The sequence below is a fragment of the Pseudomonas frederiksbergensis genome, assembly GCF_003732275.1.
Taxonomy (GTDB): domain Bacteria; phylum Pseudomonadota; class Gammaproteobacteria; order Pseudomonadales; family Pseudomonadaceae; genus Aquipseudomonas; species Aquipseudomonas frederiksbergensis_H.
The window spans coordinates 652647-666825 of the sequence record NZ_MOBM01000038.1 but is presented as its reverse complement, the minus strand read 5'-3'; the positions used below and the strand labels follow the sequence as shown (position 1 = coordinate 666825).

Annotated in this window: 13 protein-coding genes; 8 read left to right on the top strand and 5 right to left on the bottom strand. The window is 59.4% G+C overall.

Going from position 1 to position 14179, the window contains the following annotated elements:
• The first annotated feature begins 1 nt into the window (after nt 1).
• The 5 genes from BK662_RS22360 to BK662_RS22340 all read left to right on the top strand — a co-directional run bounded on the left by BK662_RS22360 (nt 2) and on the right by BK662_RS22340 (nt 7712).
• Nucleotides 2-1330 (top strand): glycosyltransferase family 2 protein, encoded by a 1329-nt coding sequence (locus BK662_RS22360; RefSeq protein WP_123359876.1) that lies wholly within the window; start codon nt 2-4, stop codon nt 1328-1330.
• 1 nt (nt 1331) lies between these two features.
• Nucleotides 1332-2294 carry a hypothetical protein gene (locus BK662_RS22355; protein WP_185047181.1) on the top strand — a complete coding sequence of 321 codons (963 nt, stop codon included), beginning with the start codon at nt 1332-1334 and terminating at the stop codon, nt 2292-2294.
• A gap of 6 nt (nt 2295-2300) precedes the next feature.
• On the top strand, nt 2301-3416 hold the full coding sequence (locus BK662_RS22350) for an HlyD family secretion protein (RefSeq protein ID WP_123359875.1): 1116 nt from the start codon (nt 2301-2303) through the stop codon (nt 3414-3416).
• A gap of 7 nt (nt 3417-3423) precedes the next feature.
• Nucleotides 3424-4371: an NAD-dependent epimerase/dehydratase family protein gene (locus tag BK662_RS22345; protein ID WP_123359874.1), complete on the top strand. Its 948-nt coding sequence runs from the start codon at nt 3424-3426 to the stop codon at nt 4369-4371.
• A gap of 140 nt (nt 4372-4511) precedes the next feature.
• The gene (locus tag BK662_RS22340; protein ID WP_185047180.1) at nt 4512-7712 is read left to right on the top strand and encodes a glycogen debranching N-terminal domain-containing protein; all 3201 of its coding nucleotides are present in this window, start codon (nt 4512-4514) and stop codon (nt 7710-7712) included.
• A 43-nt stretch (nt 7713-7755) separates the two neighbouring features.
• On the opposite strand, the gene BK662_RS22335 is transcribed toward BK662_RS22340, so the two are convergent.
• Complete coding sequence (locus BK662_RS22335) at nt 7756-8025, bottom strand: hypothetical protein (protein WP_008068154.1); 270 nt, start codon at nt 8023-8025, stop codon at nt 7756-7758.
• A gap of 467 nt (nt 8026-8492) precedes the next feature.
• Here BK662_RS22335 and BK662_RS22330 point away from each other — a divergent pair, with 467 nt between their 5' ends.
• The gene (locus BK662_RS22330; protein WP_123359872.1) at nt 8493-9554 is read left to right on the top strand and encodes a hypothetical protein; all 1062 of its coding nucleotides are present in this window, start codon (nt 8493-8495) and stop codon (nt 9552-9554) included.
• Nucleotides 9555-9570: 16 nt separating this feature from the next.
• Nucleotides 9571-9918, top strand: coding sequence for a DUF1428 domain-containing protein (locus BK662_RS22325; protein WP_123359871.1), 348 nt, complete (start codon nt 9571-9573; stop codon nt 9916-9918).
• 20 nt (nt 9919-9938) lie between these two features.
• On the opposite strand, the gene BK662_RS22320 is transcribed toward BK662_RS22325, so the two are convergent.
• Nucleotides 9939-10133 (bottom strand): hypothetical protein, encoded by a 195-nt coding sequence (locus BK662_RS22320; protein ID WP_030128949.1) that lies wholly within the window; start codon nt 10131-10133, stop codon nt 9939-9941.
• A gap of 125 nt (nt 10134-10258) precedes the next feature.
• Between BK662_RS22320 and thpR the strand changes: the two genes are divergently transcribed.
• Entirely contained in the window at nt 10259-10798 is a 540-nt protein-coding gene (gene thpR / locus BK662_RS22315; protein ID WP_123359870.1) for an RNA 2',3'-cyclic phosphodiesterase, read from the top strand.
• Between the two features lie 351 nt (nt 10799-11149).
• On the opposite strand, the gene BK662_RS22310 is transcribed toward thpR, so the two are convergent.
• From BK662_RS22310 to BK662_RS22300, 3 genes are all read right to left on the bottom strand, one after another.
• The gene (locus tag BK662_RS22310) at nt 11150-12247 is read right to left on the bottom strand and encodes a polyamine ABC transporter substrate-binding protein (protein WP_123359869.1); all 1098 of its coding nucleotides are present in this window, start codon (nt 12245-12247) and stop codon (nt 11150-11152) included.
• A 163-nt stretch (nt 12248-12410) separates the two neighbouring features.
• The gene (locus tag BK662_RS22305; RefSeq protein ID WP_123359868.1) at nt 12411-13295 is read right to left on the bottom strand and encodes an ABC transporter permease subunit; all 885 of its coding nucleotides are present in this window, start codon (nt 13293-13295) and stop codon (nt 12411-12413) included.
• A complete protein-coding gene (locus BK662_RS22300; RefSeq protein ID WP_185047188.1) occupies nt 13292-14173 on the bottom strand; it encodes an ABC transporter permease subunit in 882 nt (293 codons plus the stop codon). Before BK662_RS22300 ends, BK662_RS22305 begins: the two co-directional genes overlap by 4 nt.
• Between the last annotated feature and the right edge of the window lie 6 nt (nt 14174-14179).

The window sequence follows — 14179 nt, the reverse complement described above, 5'->3', positions numbered from 1 at the left end:
CATGAGCCCGTTGATGGAGCAACTCTACAGCATGCTCAGTGCAATCATGGGGACGGACGGTTTGAGCCGGTTGTTCTACATGCTCTTTCCGTTGTTTCTGGTGTTTGAATTGCCGCTGACGATCATGGTGCTGCTTGGCGTATTGCGCTGGTTTACCCGTCGGCGCAGCAGCGTGCCGAAGACCAGCCTCTATCGGCCCAAGGTCTCTTGCATCATCACCTGCTACAGCGAAGGGATGGATGTCCAGACCACGCTGTTAAGCCTGTGCGAGCAGACCTACCCCGGCCACATCGAGATGATCCCGGTGGTGGACGGCGCCACGGTGAATCAACCGACGCTCAGCGCCGTTCGCCGTTTCAACGTGGACCCGCTGTTGTACCCCCGGCGCCATTTACGCCCGATCGCCAAATGGCAGAGGGGCGGACGGGTGTCGTCATTGAACGCCGGTTTGTCCCATGCCAGCGGCGAAATCGTCATGGCGCTCGACGGTGATACATCCTTCGACAACAACATGGTCAGCGCCATCGTGCGCAATTTCGAAGACCCCTCGGTGCCTGCGGTCGCTGGCAGCCTGCGGGTGCGCAATGTCTGGGGTTCCTGGGTCACAGCGATGCAGGCGCTGGAATACGTGTTGTCGATTCACATGTCGAAAATCGGTCTGGCCGAATGGAACCTGGTGAATAACGTCTCAGGTGCCTTCGGCGCTTTCCGCCGCAGTTTCCTGGTGAAAATCGGTGGCTGGAACACCCATACCGCGGAAGACCTGGACCTGACGTTGCGCATCAAAAGTTACTTCAAGCGACATGACTTGAGGATCCCCTTCGAGCCGGAAGCGATCGGGCACACCGATGCACCCGCGACGCTCAGGCAGTTTCTGATGCAGCGTTTGCGCTGGGACGGCGACCTGTTTTTTCTGTACGTCAGAAAGCACAACCACAACATCAACCCGGATTTACTGGGCTGGCCAACCTTCCTGATGATCCTGCTCAGTGGCTTCTTTTTCCAGTTGGTGCTGCCGTTCATCATCTTCATCTACACCTTGCTGGCGCTATTCATTCTGCCGGGCAAGACGCTGTTGTTTCTGTTTGCGCTGATCTACCTGCTGTACCTGTTGATCACCATGCTGCTGTTCGGCGCCATGTTGTCGATGGTGTCCGATCGACCTCGACAGGACGTGACCCTGGGGTTGTTGGTGCCGGTCTTCCCTCTGTTCATGCTACTCATTCGGTGCTGGAGCGCAGTGGCCATGCTCAACGAGATGTTTCGTCGAGGCCATGAAGAGACCTCGATGGCGCCGTGGTGGGTTCTTAAACGAGCCACGAGGTTTTGATATGCGATCGGTCCTTCTAGCCTTGACGCTGTCGCTGCCCCCTGCGGCGCTCGTCGCACAACCGCTGCCCCTTCAGGGTTTGATCGACAAGCAGCAAGCCGGCCCCATGTTTCGCGCCGCCGAGGCCGACCTGCGGCAACCGCGTTTGTTGCTGGCGTCCACATCAGCGGCAGCGCCGAAAGCAGGGGCAGAGGCGGGGACGAGTTCGGGCAAATGGTCCCAGGCCAGTTATGTCTGGGACAGCGAAGCGTTGCTCGATCCCGATCGGCGCGAGGCGGAGCTTCAGGCGCTGCGCAAGGCCGGGATGGACAAGATCTACCTCGGCCTCAAGGCTGCACAGGTTAATGACTTGGTCACGACTCGCCGACGACTGGAGCAATTGCTTCAGGACGCGGCCCGAGAAGATCTGCAAGTGAGTCTGTTGCTCGGCGATTCGAGCTGGATCGAGCCGACGGACCGCCACCAGCTCAGCGATTTACTGAAGAAGTTAAAGGGGCTTGCATTCAGCAGCCTGCATCTGGACCTCGAGGTCGAACAACTGGGCATGCCCGTGCCCGATCAGCGCCTGAAAAACTGGCTCGATACCTTGCGCATGGCGTCAAACGAGAGCCCATGGCCCGTGGAAATTTCCAGCCATCATCGCTGGTTCGTTGAACCCAAGCCTGGGCAAACCTGTGTGCCTTGCTCACTTCCCGAGGCCGGCGTGCGTCAGGTCAGCCTGATGATATACACCCGCAACCCGAAAAACAGCGCACGCATGACAGAGCAGATCGCCCAGCGTTGGCCGGCGCTGCAATTTCGTTTGGCACAAAGCACAGAACCCGAATTGCCAGCCACGGAAAGCTGGGCGGGAGCATCGACTGAACAGTTGAAACACCAGGCCAGCGCCTGGCGCGAACAATTGCAACCGCGGGGGGTTGCCGGTATCGACTGGCAGGCCTGGCGAGACTTCCCCAAACGGTGAGCCGTCATGAAAATTCGTTTCGATAGTCGCAAGGAATTGAACCCCACCCAGGAACAGGGCTTGAGCGTGCTGTACGCACCGGGCAAGCGCATGGCGTTTCGCGCGCGCTGGTATTTGATTCTGTTGCTGGTTGCCAGCCCCTTGATCTGGCTGGGTGGAAAGCTGGCGTACAGCATGCTGATGATCGACGCACCGGCGCAATTGCGCCTGCCGATTTACGAGGTACGAGCGCGCGATGCCGGCCGGGTCGATCAGCTGTTTGCGAAGGCGGGCGAGCAAGTCCAGGCCGATCAGATGCTGGTCAGTCTGGACAACCCGGAATGGCGGGCCCGGCTGGCGCAACTGGCGGCCATGCCGACCAAGGCGACGGGCACAGGCACCGGCACTGCCCAATTGGGCGGTCGCGAGCGTCAGTTGCTCCAGACCCGAATCGGCAGGGCGGAACAAAAAATCAAGGAATTGGAGTACCTGGTTGACCGAGGCGCGGCGGCTCGCGGCGAGGTGCTGGCAGCGCAGTCGGAACTCGACGGGTTTCGAGCGGACCTGTTGGCGTTCGAACGCCGCGAGCAACTGGCGCGTCAGCCCCCGCAGGGGCTTGAGCGCGAGATCATTCAGCAGAACGCCGAACAGCAGTGGTTGAAGACGCGTCTCGCCGCGTTGTCGATCAAGGCGGGGCAAAGCGGCCGGATTGCGGAAGTGCTGGTAACCCCGGGCGAAAACGTCGGCGCCGGCACGTTGTTGATGCGCCTGGAGCGGCTGGAGGACCCGTTGCTATGGATTTATCTGGAACCGCTCAACATCAGTTACGCCGCTATCGGTCAGCCGCTACGCGTGCGCATGCCGGACGGCCAATGGCTGGCGGCTCACGTGGTTCAGGCGGTGGACAGCGCCGGGCGCACGCCGACGGTGCTGCGCGGGCCGTTTGCCGCCAGTGAAATGGGCTTGCAGGTCGCAGCCCGGTTTGATGACCCGCTGCCGCCGCGCTGGCGAATCGATCAACTGCCGTTGAATGTTCGCTTCCCCACCGATTGGCAAGAGATGTTCAGTGCCGGCCGGGCGTTGATGGAAAAAGTCGAGGGGCTCGTCGCGATGGATCGACCTACAACCACTACTCCAGAGTGAATTTGCCATGTCTGCTGATCGAATTCTTGTGACGGGTGGCGCGGGCTTCATTGGTTCGCACTTGGTCGAAGCCTTGCTTGAACACGGCTATGGCGTGCGGGTACTGGATGATCTTTCAACCGGCAAACTGGCAAATCTGCCGGTGGACCGGGCGCATTTGAGCCTGATAGTCGGGGATGTAGCAGACGCGCCGACGGTGGAGCGCGCCCTGAAAGATTGCAGCGCGGTGGTGCATCTGGCCGCCGTCGCCTCGGTCCAGGCGTCGGTCGAAGACCCGGTCGCCACCCATCAAAGTAACTTCATCGGAACGCTGAATATCTGCGAAGCCATGCGCGAGGCAGGTCTGAGAAGGGTGGTGTTCGCCTCCAGCGCCGCCATCTATGGCAACAACGGCGAAGGCACCCCCATTACCGAAGACACGCCCAAAGCCCCGTTGACGCCCTATGCCGCGGACAAACTGGCCAGTGAGCATTTCTTCGATTTTTACCGCCGCCAGCATGGTCTGGAGCCAGTGATTCTGCGCTTCTTCAACATTTACGGACCGCGCCAGGACCCTTCATCGCCTTACTCCGGGGTCATCAGTATCTTCAGCGAAAGAGCCCAGAAACACCTGCCCGTCACGGTGTACGGGGACGGTGAACAGACCCGGGATTTCGTTTATGTGGAGGACCTTGTAAAGGTACTGGTACAGGCGGTGAAAGAATCGGAGCCGAGCGGCGAACCGGTCAACGTCGGTTTCAACCGCTCCACCAGCATCAACGAGCTGGCGGCCACGTTGAGTACGCTGCTGGGCCGGCCTCTGGCGTTGAATTACGCTGCCCCGCGTTCCGGTGACATCCGCCATTCCCGGGCCGATAACCAACGTTTGCTTGAACGTTTTCGATGCACCGAGCCGACTTGTTTTGCCGATGGTTTGGGTCACTTGCTCAGAAGTCTGGAGAGCGGCGACCGCTGAGTACCCGGGGCGTATTACCGGATGGAACTGTTGCAGCAGGCGCACCGTCAATCGAGGACAGGGCCGCCAGATCTGAGTGAGAGGAAACGCCGAGGTGCTGGAGGCCATTATCCTTCGACCCCATGACGGAGGGCCCCTCAATGAGGATCGCTCAGATCGCGCCGCTTACCGAACGTTGTCCGCCCCGTTTGTACGGTGGCACTGAGCGGATTGTGTCTTACCTGACCGAAGAGCTGGTGCGTCAGGGTCACGATGTCACGCTCTTCGCCAGCGGCGATTCGCAAACCTCGGCACGTCTGGAATCGGGCGCGCACCAGGCTCTGCGGTTCGATCCACGCATCAAGGACGGGGCGCCTCATCACATCCTGATGCTTGATCAAGTCTTGCGTCAGGCGGATCAATTCGACGTGATGCATTTTCATGTCGATATCTTTCATTTTCCGTTGATTCGACACTTGGCCGGGCGCAGCGTGACCACGCTTCACGGGCGTCTGGACATTGCGGACTACCAATCCTTTTACCCTCACTTTCCCGAGGTGCCGCTGGTTTCGGTGTCCAAGGCGCAACGCACCCCGGTGAAGGGTGACGTCAACTGGGTGGGCAATGTCTACCACGGCATTCCGGGTGATCTGCTGACCTTCAACCCTGAACCGAGCGGCGACTATCTGGTGTTTCTGGGGCGTATCTCTCCTGAAAAGCGCCCGGACCGGGCCATCGAGATTGCCTTGAAGGCGGGGCTGTCATTGAAGATCGCGGCCAAGGTCGACAGGGCTGATCAGGTGTATTGGGAAGAAGTCATCGCACCGATGATCGCCTCCCATCCGAATGTCGAATTTCTCGGCGAGATTGATGAATCGCAAAAGGCAGACTTGCTGGGCAATGCTCGCGCCTTGATCTTTCCCATCGACTGGCCCGAGCCGTTCGGTCTGGTCATGATCGAAGCCATGGCCTGCGGCACGCCGGTGATTGCGTTTGGTCAGGGCTCGGTGCCGGAAGTGATCGACGAGGGCGTGTCCGGTTACATCGTCGATGGCGTCGCAGGGGCAGTAGCGGCGGTGCAGCGGTTGGCAGAGCTGGATCGGCGCAAGGTGCGGGCCAGGTTCGACGAGCGGTTCACGGTCGAGCGCATGACCAATCACTATCTGGAGTTGTATCGCCATCTGACGGCGGGCAACACCTATGGCCATCCCTCCACACCCTTCGATATTCCGGCCACCGCGTCGCTGCAAGAGCTGCGCTTGCGCAACCTGAAAAACAACGACACCTTCGCGGTGTTCGATCCCAATGGCGACGTGTTGTTTGCGGACGACAGCCCGCAAGGGATTTTCCATACCGATACCCGACACCTTTCCGGGCTCTACCTGACGCTTAACGGCGCGCGGCCGCTGTTGCTCAGTTCCACGCTACGAGACGATAACGCGATGCTCACGTGCGACCTGACCAACCCGGATCTGTTCGACGCCCATGGTGAAAAAATCCTGCACCACGATTTGATCCATCTGCGTCGCTCACGATTCTTGTGGAATGGCTCCTGTTATGAACGGCTGACCCTGCGCAATTTCGACGATTCGCCCCAGCATCTGCAATTGAGAATCCAGTTCGCGGCCGACTTCAAAGATTTGTTCGAAGTTCGCGGCGCTCGGCGTCCGCAACGCGGTGAAGGGCACCGGGCGGAGATTACCGATGAAGAGGTGGTGCTTTCCTATACCGGCCTGGACCACAAACGGCGCATGACCCGCCTGCGTTTTGCCCCGGTGCCGGCCAGCCTGACCTGTGATTCGGCGTTGTTCGAGGTTCGGCTGGCCCCGGGGGAAAGCCAGTCGCTGTTCATGGACATCAATTGCGGCGTGCAAAATCCGCCGTTTACGGTGCGCCATGGGTTCTTTATTTCATTGCGCGATTCCCGGCGCGAGTTACGCACATTCTCTTCGCGGGCGGCCTCTGTGGTGACCTCCCATGATGTGTTCAACGAGGCGGTCAGCCGCAGCGTTTCCGACCTCTACATGCTCATGACCAAAACCCGCGAGGGGCTATATCCCTATGCCGGCATTCCATGGTTCAGCACCGTTTTCGGACGAGATGCGCTGATCACGGCATGGGAGATGCTGTGGTTCGATCCCGGTATTGCCAAAGGCGTGCTCGGGCATCTGGCCGCCAACCAGGCAACCATCGTTGACCCCCACGCCGATTCCGAGCCCGGTAAAATCCTGCACGAGATAAGGCTGGGGGAAATGGCCGAGTTGGGCGAGGTGCCGTTCCGACGTTATTACGGCAGCATCGATTCCACGCCGTTGTTCGTCATGCTGGCCGCCGCGTACCTGGAGCGCACCAATGACCTGGGTACACTGCGTCAGCTCTGGCCCAATATCGAAGCGGCGCTGACCTGGATCGAGGAGTACGGCGACCGCGATGGCGATGGTTTTGTCGAGTATGGCCGGCAGTCCGCCGAGGGGCTGATTAACCAGGGCTGGAAAGACAGCCACGATTCGGTTTTCCATGCCAATGGGCAACTGGCCGTGGGCCCGATTGCGATTGTCGAAGTTCAGGCCTATGTGTATGGCGCCTGGACTGGTGCGGCCAAAATCGCTCGTCGGCTGGGTGATCCGGAGCGGGCTCAGCGCCTGAAATACAAGGCTCAACGCTTGCGTGAAGAATTCGATTCCCGCTTCTTCGACGAAGAACTGGGCACTTATGTATTGGCCCTGGACGGCAACAAGAAACCCTGTCGAATCCGTACCTCCAATGCCGGTCATGCCCTGTTCGCCGGCATCGCTTACCCGGAACGCGCGGCGTCGGTCGTCGACGCCCTTATGGACCGCTCATCCTTTTCCGGTTGGGGCGTGCGCACGGTCGCGTCCTCCCAGGCTCGCTATAACCCGATGAGTTATCACAACGGCTCCGTCTGGCCCCACGACAATGCGCTGATCGCCGCTGGTTTCGCCCGCTACGGATATCGTCGGGACGCGGCGCGGATTTTCGAAGGCCTGTTCGCCGCGTCTACCTATATCGATCTGCGGCGCTTGCCCGAACTGTTTTGCGGCTTTGCCCGGCAACGCACCCAAGGGCCGACGTTCTATCCAGTCGCCTGCATGCCCCAGGCCTGGGCCGCCGCTGCGCCGTTGTCGATGATTCAGTCGTGCCTGGGGCTGAGCTTCAGGCCGAGGAAACTCAACATCCTGTTCGACGAACCGGTGCTCCCGGCATTTCTGGACACCATCGCCTTGCGGCGTTTGGCAGTGGGTGCCGAATGTGTGGACTTGATGCTCCGGCGCTCGGGGGAAAATGTCATGATCGAGGTTCTCGATCGCCAGGGCCCGGTGCGAATCTTGAGCACCAGTTAGGGTGATGAGCGCGGGGCTTGGATTCTGAATATCTCGTAGCATGTCAGAAGGTGAACGCTTGTCCCGCCCGTGACGGATGCTGAGCCATTTCAGTCTCCAGCAAATGCTCAACCAGCACATCATTCAAAAAGCGGAACTGATCGTTGAGCCCGACCACTTCGTTACTGAAGTGGTTGGCCGCTGCCGGCATCAGCAAGGCCTCGAAGTGCTCGTCGAACACCAGCGCGACTGCTTTGCGAGACACGACCTGCTGCGAATAATAGTTGCTGCCGAATACCGGAAAGCTCACGGCGAGGCTGACGGAATGAATCATGATTTCGACTCCTCGGTTTGACCGATATCCAGCACCAAGCGGGAAAACAAGGTCAGGGTGACGGCCGTCAGGGCCAGGCAGGTCAGGAGATGGATCAACATGATTTGCCCCTCCGTGCGGGGGTTTAAAATGGGGATGACGTCAATCCTGCACCTGACGGTTTTTTTGCGGAAGGCATTCACGGCGATGGTGAATATTGATGTGAATGATGGTGGTGATCTGTAGGAGCTGCCGAAGGCTGCGATCTTTTGATCTTGCTCTCCGATGGCCCCTAAAAGATCGCAGGCTGCGCCAGCTCCTACATTTGAAATGCATTCTCCTGTGGGAGCGAGCCTGCTCGCGAAGGCGTCCTCGAGGGCGTCATCCACCCATCTGACGGACGGAGCCCCACCCCGACCTATACTCAAATCAGCACGTTCTTTAGCGTCGAACACTCCGTTTGGCGAAGACTGTAGGACACCGCGATCTTGAACCTGCGTTCGCTGATCGTTGCTGTGTTGGTGATATTGGCGGGATGCGTCACGCACACGCCTGCCCCGGTAATCGTGGTGCCGGTGGTGGTATCCCAGAGCACCTGGCAGCAGGTGGACCGAGAGATTGTCGCCGCTTCGCAACAGGCCACCGAACAGGCCAGGGTCTACGCCCGCGGGTCCATGGAGCACTGGCGCACGCGGGTTTATCAGCAGACCGAAGAAGTCTTCATTCCGTGGTTCAGCAGCTACTGGACCCAGGAATGGCTGTCGATGAAAGTCAGCTGGTACGCCATCAATGCCGGGGACGAGCAGGATGCGACGAGCAAACGCCTGGCGGCCTATCTGCTGGAGCAATATCACCAGCGCGTGCTTGAGCCAGTGGCAGTGGAGATCGATCCCGACGCGATTCTCGGGCAGGCGACAGAGTTTTATGTGCAACTGATGGGGCAGCAACTCGAAATCATCTCCAAACGTCATGGCGTGCCGATGGCGCAGCTCAACGGTCGTATCCAGAAAATCCCGGCTATTTCACTGGGCCCGCCGTCTGCCCGTGACGCTTCGCTGTATCAGGTGGTGCATGCCGAACTGAGCAAATTGCCGGCCTACACGGCGCTGATCGAGAAGATCCACACGGCGGGCGGCGAGAAGGGCATTGCTTCGACGGATGCCGGCATGGCGCCGGTGGCCAAACGTGCCAGCCGACGAATACAAGCCGAAATGGCCCCCCGAGGCGCGGCCAGTGCCGTGGCGGCAGTGGCGGGGAAGGCGGCCGGGGCGTTGATTTCCGTGGGGGTGGCGGGGGTGCGCGCGATTATTCAGGCCAACGATCGGCCCGATAGCGAAGCGCTGATCCGCAGCAGCCTGGGTAATTCGTTCGACAAGGCATGGGTGAAACTGGTGGATAACCCCGCCACCGGCGTCATGGCCGGAACGCTGTACATGGCCAGGCAGATCGAAGGCAGCCTGGAGGAGACCCTCGAGCCGTCGGTCGGTCTGGATGCAGGGGCTGTCGATTTTAGCCACGCTGATTCGACTACCCACCAGATCAACCCATAACCCGAGGAGAACGATCATGGCTTACGTTGATGGCTTCGTCGCTGCAGTACCCACCGCCAACCGCGAAAAATTCAAGCAACATGCGCTATCCGCCGCCGCAATCTTCAAGGAAAACGGCGCGCTCAGCCTCGCCGAATGCTGGGGCGACGACGTGCCCGACGGCAAAGTGACCTCGTTTCCCATGGCGGTAAAACTCAAGGAAGACGAAACCGTGGTGTTTTCCTGGATCGTCTGGCCCGACAAGGCCACCCGTGACGCCGGGATGGCGAAACTCATGAGCGATCCGCGGCTGCAACCCGACGTCAATCCAATGCCGTTTGACGGTCAGCGCATGATTTTTGGCGGTTTCGAAATGATCGTGTAAGCCTGAACGTAGTCGCAGGATCACTCCGGCGTCGGGGCGGTCCTGCAACTCTTGCGATTACGAATCTCGCTGTCCGAGGGGCGCTCCTTGATGAACTCGAAGCGCGGCTCGCCTTCGTTGTAGTGAACCAGCCAGCCCCATTCCAGCTCGGACTCATCCTGGCCGGGTTTCGGTGGAACGGCCCACCATGGCTCTTTACTGATGATCTGACGCATGGCGCCCTCCCGTCGATTCGGTTGCTTCAACTATAACCCGCATGCCGTCACGTGCCAGAAATGCACTTGCTGGCGTGGTATCCCTTTGTAAAATCAAAGGGTCCCCCAGCCTTGAGGTGCCAGACATGAGCGATGAAACCCGTGAGCCGTTCAAGCGGCTGTTCTTCGCCCTGAACTGCGCCCCCGAGCAACGCCGGGCCATCGCCCAATGGCGCAACGCGCTGGAACTCAATGTCGGGCGCCCGGTGCCGGCGGAAAACTTTCATCTGACGCTGCTGTTTCTCGGCACAGTGGGGATGGCGCAGATAGCGGGTGTCTGCGAGGCCGCCGCCAATGTCCAGATGCCCGGCATGCCGTTGACGGTTGTGCTTGATCGTCTGGAAGTCTGGCGTCGCTCCGGGGTTTTGTTGCTGGCGCCCGCGCAGGCAGCACCGCAGTTGTTGCGGTTGGTGTATGCGCTGGAGCAGGCCATGTTGCCGTTTGGCTTTGAAGACACCCGTCGGGAATTTCGCCCGCATTTGACCCTGATGCGCGACTACCGGGCGCCGGTTCCCGAATCCGCTACGCCGCCAGAGTTTTTCCTGCGCGCCGACCGCTTCACCTTGTTCGAATCCCATAAAGGCCGGTACCGGGCGCTGGCCGAATGGCCGCTGGTCTCTGCATAAGCCCAAAAAAAGGCGCCCGAGGGCGCCTAAATTCACCTTGACCGAGGAAGCCAGGTGAAGCCGTTCTTCTTCAGAGGAGTGCAGCGGTGGTAAGGCGCTGCGTGAACGGAAAACGAGAAAGCTGTAATTGATGTTGGATGTGATGGCCTCATCGCGAGCAGGCTCGCTCCCACAGGGGATAGGCGTCATCAAAAAATCTGTGTTCCACTACGGACTCCTGTGGGAGCGGGCTTGCTCGCGAAAGCGGTAGATCAGTCACCAATGATGTTGAATGTGATGGCCCCTTCGCGAGCAAGCCCGCTCCCACATTTTGGTCCGTGGTAGTCAGATATTTTTGTGTCCGATCGTGAATCACTTACCGAGCTTCACCCGCGTCCAGCCCCGGGTCATCACCCGCTGAATACCGATCGGCATATCTGGAATCGCATACAACGTCGCCATCACCGCTTGCGGCGGGTAGGAGCCCGGGTCGTCACGAATCGCTTCATCCACCAGTGGCGTGGCCGCTGCGTTGGCATTGCTGTAGCCAACGCTGTTGGTGACTTCGGCAATGATGTCCGGGCGCATCAGGAAGTTCATGAACAGGTAGGCGTTGTCGACGTTGGCCGCGTCCCGTGGGATGGCGACCATGTCGTAAAAGCTGCCGGCGCCTTCTTTCGGAATGCTGTATTCGATCTTCACCTTGTCGCCGGCTTCCTTGGCGCGGGCCTTGGCTTGCAGCACGTCGCCGGAGTAACCGACGGCGACGCAGATGTTGCCGTTGGCCAGGTCGGAGATGTACTTCGACGAATGAAAGTAAGCCACCGACGGCCGAATCTTCATGAACAGCGCTTCGGCTTCAGCGATCTGCGCCTTGTCCTGAGAATTCACCGGGTAGCCCAGATAGTGCAGGGCAGCCGGGAGCATCTCCGTCGGCGAATCAAGGAAACTGATGCCACAGGCTTTGAGCTTCGCGGCGTTTTCCGGTTTGAACAGCAAGTCCCAGGAGTTCACCGGCGCATCAGTGCCCAGCACTTCCTTGACCTTGGCCGGGTTGTAACCGATGCCGATCGAACCCCACATGTACGGGAAGGCGTGGCCATTGTCAGGATCGCTGGCGGAGGCGTTTTTCAGCAGCACCGGGTTGAGGTTTTTCCAGTTCGGCAGCTTCGATTTATCCAGCGGCTGATAGACGCCAGCCTTGATCTGCTTGGCCAGGAAACTGTTGGACGGCACCACAATGTCGTAGCCGGATTTACCGGCCAGCAAGCGTGCCTCAAGGGTTTCATTACTGTCGAACACATCGTAGGTCACGCGGATGCCGGTCTCGTCTTCGAACTTCTTGACGGTGTCCGGGGCGATGTAATCCGACCAGTTGTAGACGCGCAATACCTTGTCATTGGCCTGGGCACCGGTAGCCATCGCGCCCAGTAAGGACAGTGTCAGCAGAGTCCTGCCAAACATTTTCATCGGTACAACTCCATTTTCTTTTTATAGAACCTGTGGCGAGGGAGCTTGCTCCCGCTTGAGTGCGCAGCACTCACAAAATTGGCATGGGTTGCCAGAATTTTTGGGGCCGCTTCGCAGCCCAGCGGGAGCAAGCTCCCTCGCCACAGTTAACTGAACCGCAGCACTAAGCCGTCGCTTCGACTCGCTGGTTTTTCGGCTGCTGCCACGACTCGCTGGCGGTCTGGTCCATCGCTTCCTGAATCGCCCGTTTGCGCGTGGCTTCGGCCTTGCGGCTGAAGTACCAGACCATGAACGTCACGATCGACACCGCCAGCAGAATCAGACTGGCCACGGCATTGATCTCAGGCTTCACGCCCAGACGCACCGCCGAGAACACTTCCATCGGCAAGGTCGTCGAGCCTGGGCCAGAGACGAAACTTGCCAACACCAGATCATCCAGCGACAGAGCAAACGACATCATGCCGCCGGCCGCCAGTGACGGCGCGATCATCGGAATGGTGATCAGAAAGAACACCTTGAGCGGACGCGCACCCAGGTCCATGGCCGCTTCTTCAATCGACAGGTCCAGCTCACGCAAACGCGCCGAGACAACCACCGCCACATACGCTGCACAGAACGTGGTGTGCGCGATCCAGATCGTCACCAAACCACGCTCCTGCGGCCAGCCGATCAACTGCGCCATGGCCACAAACAGCAGCAACAGCGACAGACCGGTGATCACTTCCGGCATCACCAACGGTGCCGTTACCAAACCACCAAACAGCGTACGCCCCTTGAAACGCGTCACACGGGTGAGCACGAAAGCGGCGAGGGTGCCCAACGCCACGGCGGCAATCGCGGTGTAGCAGGCGATTTCCAGGGAGCGCACCACCGAGCCCATCAGTTGCGTGTTGTCGAGCAGGCCGACGTACCACTTCACCGACCAGCCGCCCCACACCGTCACCAGTTTCGAGGCGTTGAACGAGTAGATCACCAGAATCAGCATCGGCAGGTAGATAAACGACAGACCGAAAATCAGCATCAACTTTGAAAATCCGAAGCGTTTCATCCCCGTCCCTCCATCTCTTTAGCCTGGCTGCGGTTGAACAGCAGAATCGGCACAATCAGGATCGCCAGCATCACCACCGCCAAGGCGGATGCCACCGGCCAGTCGCGGTTGTTGAAGAACTCCTGCCACAGTACGCGGCCGATCATCAGGGTTTCCGGGCCGCCCAACAGTTCTGGAATCACGAACTCACCGACCACCGGAATGAACACCAGCATTGCACCTGCAATGATGCCGTTCCTGGCCAGCGGTACGGTGATTTTCCAGAAGTTGTTGAAGTTGCTCGAACCCAGGTCTGACGCGGCTTCCAGCAGGCTTTGATCGTGCTTCACCAGGTTGGCATACAGCGGCAACACCATGAACGGCAAGTAGGCATAGACCACGCCGATGTACACCGCCGTGTTGGTGTTGAGGATCTCGATCGGCTGCGACGTGAGCCCGGTCCACATCAGGAACGCATTGAGCAAACCGTTGTTGCTGAGAATGCCCATCCACGCATAGACGCGGATCAGGATCGCGGTCCAGGTCGGCATCATGATCAACAGCAGCAGAACGTTCTGCGTTTCCTTGTTGGCCTTGGTGATCGCATAGGCCATCGGGAAACCGATCACCAGGCACATCAGCGTGCTTAGAAACGCGACCTTCAACGAGCCGAAGTAGGCCGAGATGTACAACTCATCTTCGGTCAGCAGCGAGTAGTTGCCGATGTTCAGCAGCAGCTGAAATTTCTGTTCGGCGAAGGTGTAAATCTCGGAGTAGGGAGGAATGGCCAGGGCCGCTTCCGAGAAGCTGATCTTCATCACCAGGAAGAACGGCAACAGGAAAAACAGGCACAACCACAGGAAAGGAATGCCGATGACCAGTTTGCGGCCGCTGGGCACCAGGCG

What these genes read in the sequence shown, in the direction of transcription:
- BK662_RS22360 (WP_123359876.1), top strand. Translation starts at nt 2, where the DNA reads ATGAGCCCGTTGATGGAGCAACTCTACAGCATGCTCAGTGCAATCATG.
- BK662_RS22355 (WP_185047181.1), top strand. Translation starts at nt 1,332, where the DNA reads ATGCGATCGGTCCTTCTAGCCTTGACGCTGTCGCTGCCCCCTGCGGCG.
- BK662_RS22350 (WP_123359875.1), top strand. Translation starts at nt 2,301, where the DNA reads ATGAAAATTCGTTTCGATAGTCGCAAGGAATTGAACCCCACCCAGGAA.
- BK662_RS22345 (WP_123359874.1), top strand. Translation starts at nt 3,424, where the DNA reads ATGTCTGCTGATCGAATTCTTGTGACGGGTGGCGCGGGCTTCATTGGT.
- BK662_RS22340 (WP_185047180.1), top strand. Translation starts at nt 4,512, where the DNA reads ATGAGGATCGCTCAGATCGCGCCGCTTACCGAACGTTGTCCGCCCCGT.
- BK662_RS22335 (WP_008068154.1), bottom strand. Translation starts at nt 8,025, where the DNA reads ATGATTCATTCCGTCAGCCTCGCCGTGAGCTTTCCGGTATTCGGCAGC.
- BK662_RS22325 (WP_123359871.1), top strand. Translation starts at nt 9,571, where the DNA reads ATGGCTTACGTTGATGGCTTCGTCGCTGCAGTACCCACCGCCAACCGC.
- BK662_RS22320 (WP_030128949.1), bottom strand. Translation starts at nt 10,133, where the DNA reads ATGCGTCAGATCATCAGTAAAGAGCCATGGTGGGCCGTTCCACCGAAA.
- thpR (WP_123359870.1), top strand. Translation starts at nt 10,259, where the DNA reads ATGAGCGATGAAACCCGTGAGCCGTTCAAGCGGCTGTTCTTCGCCCTG.
- BK662_RS22310 (WP_123359869.1), bottom strand. Translation starts at nt 12,247, where the DNA reads ATGAAAATGTTTGGCAGGACTCTGCTGACACTGTCCTTACTGGGCGCG.
- BK662_RS22305 (WP_123359868.1), bottom strand. Translation starts at nt 13,295, where the DNA reads ATGAAACGCTTCGGATTTTCAAAGTTGATGCTGATTTTCGGTCTGTCG.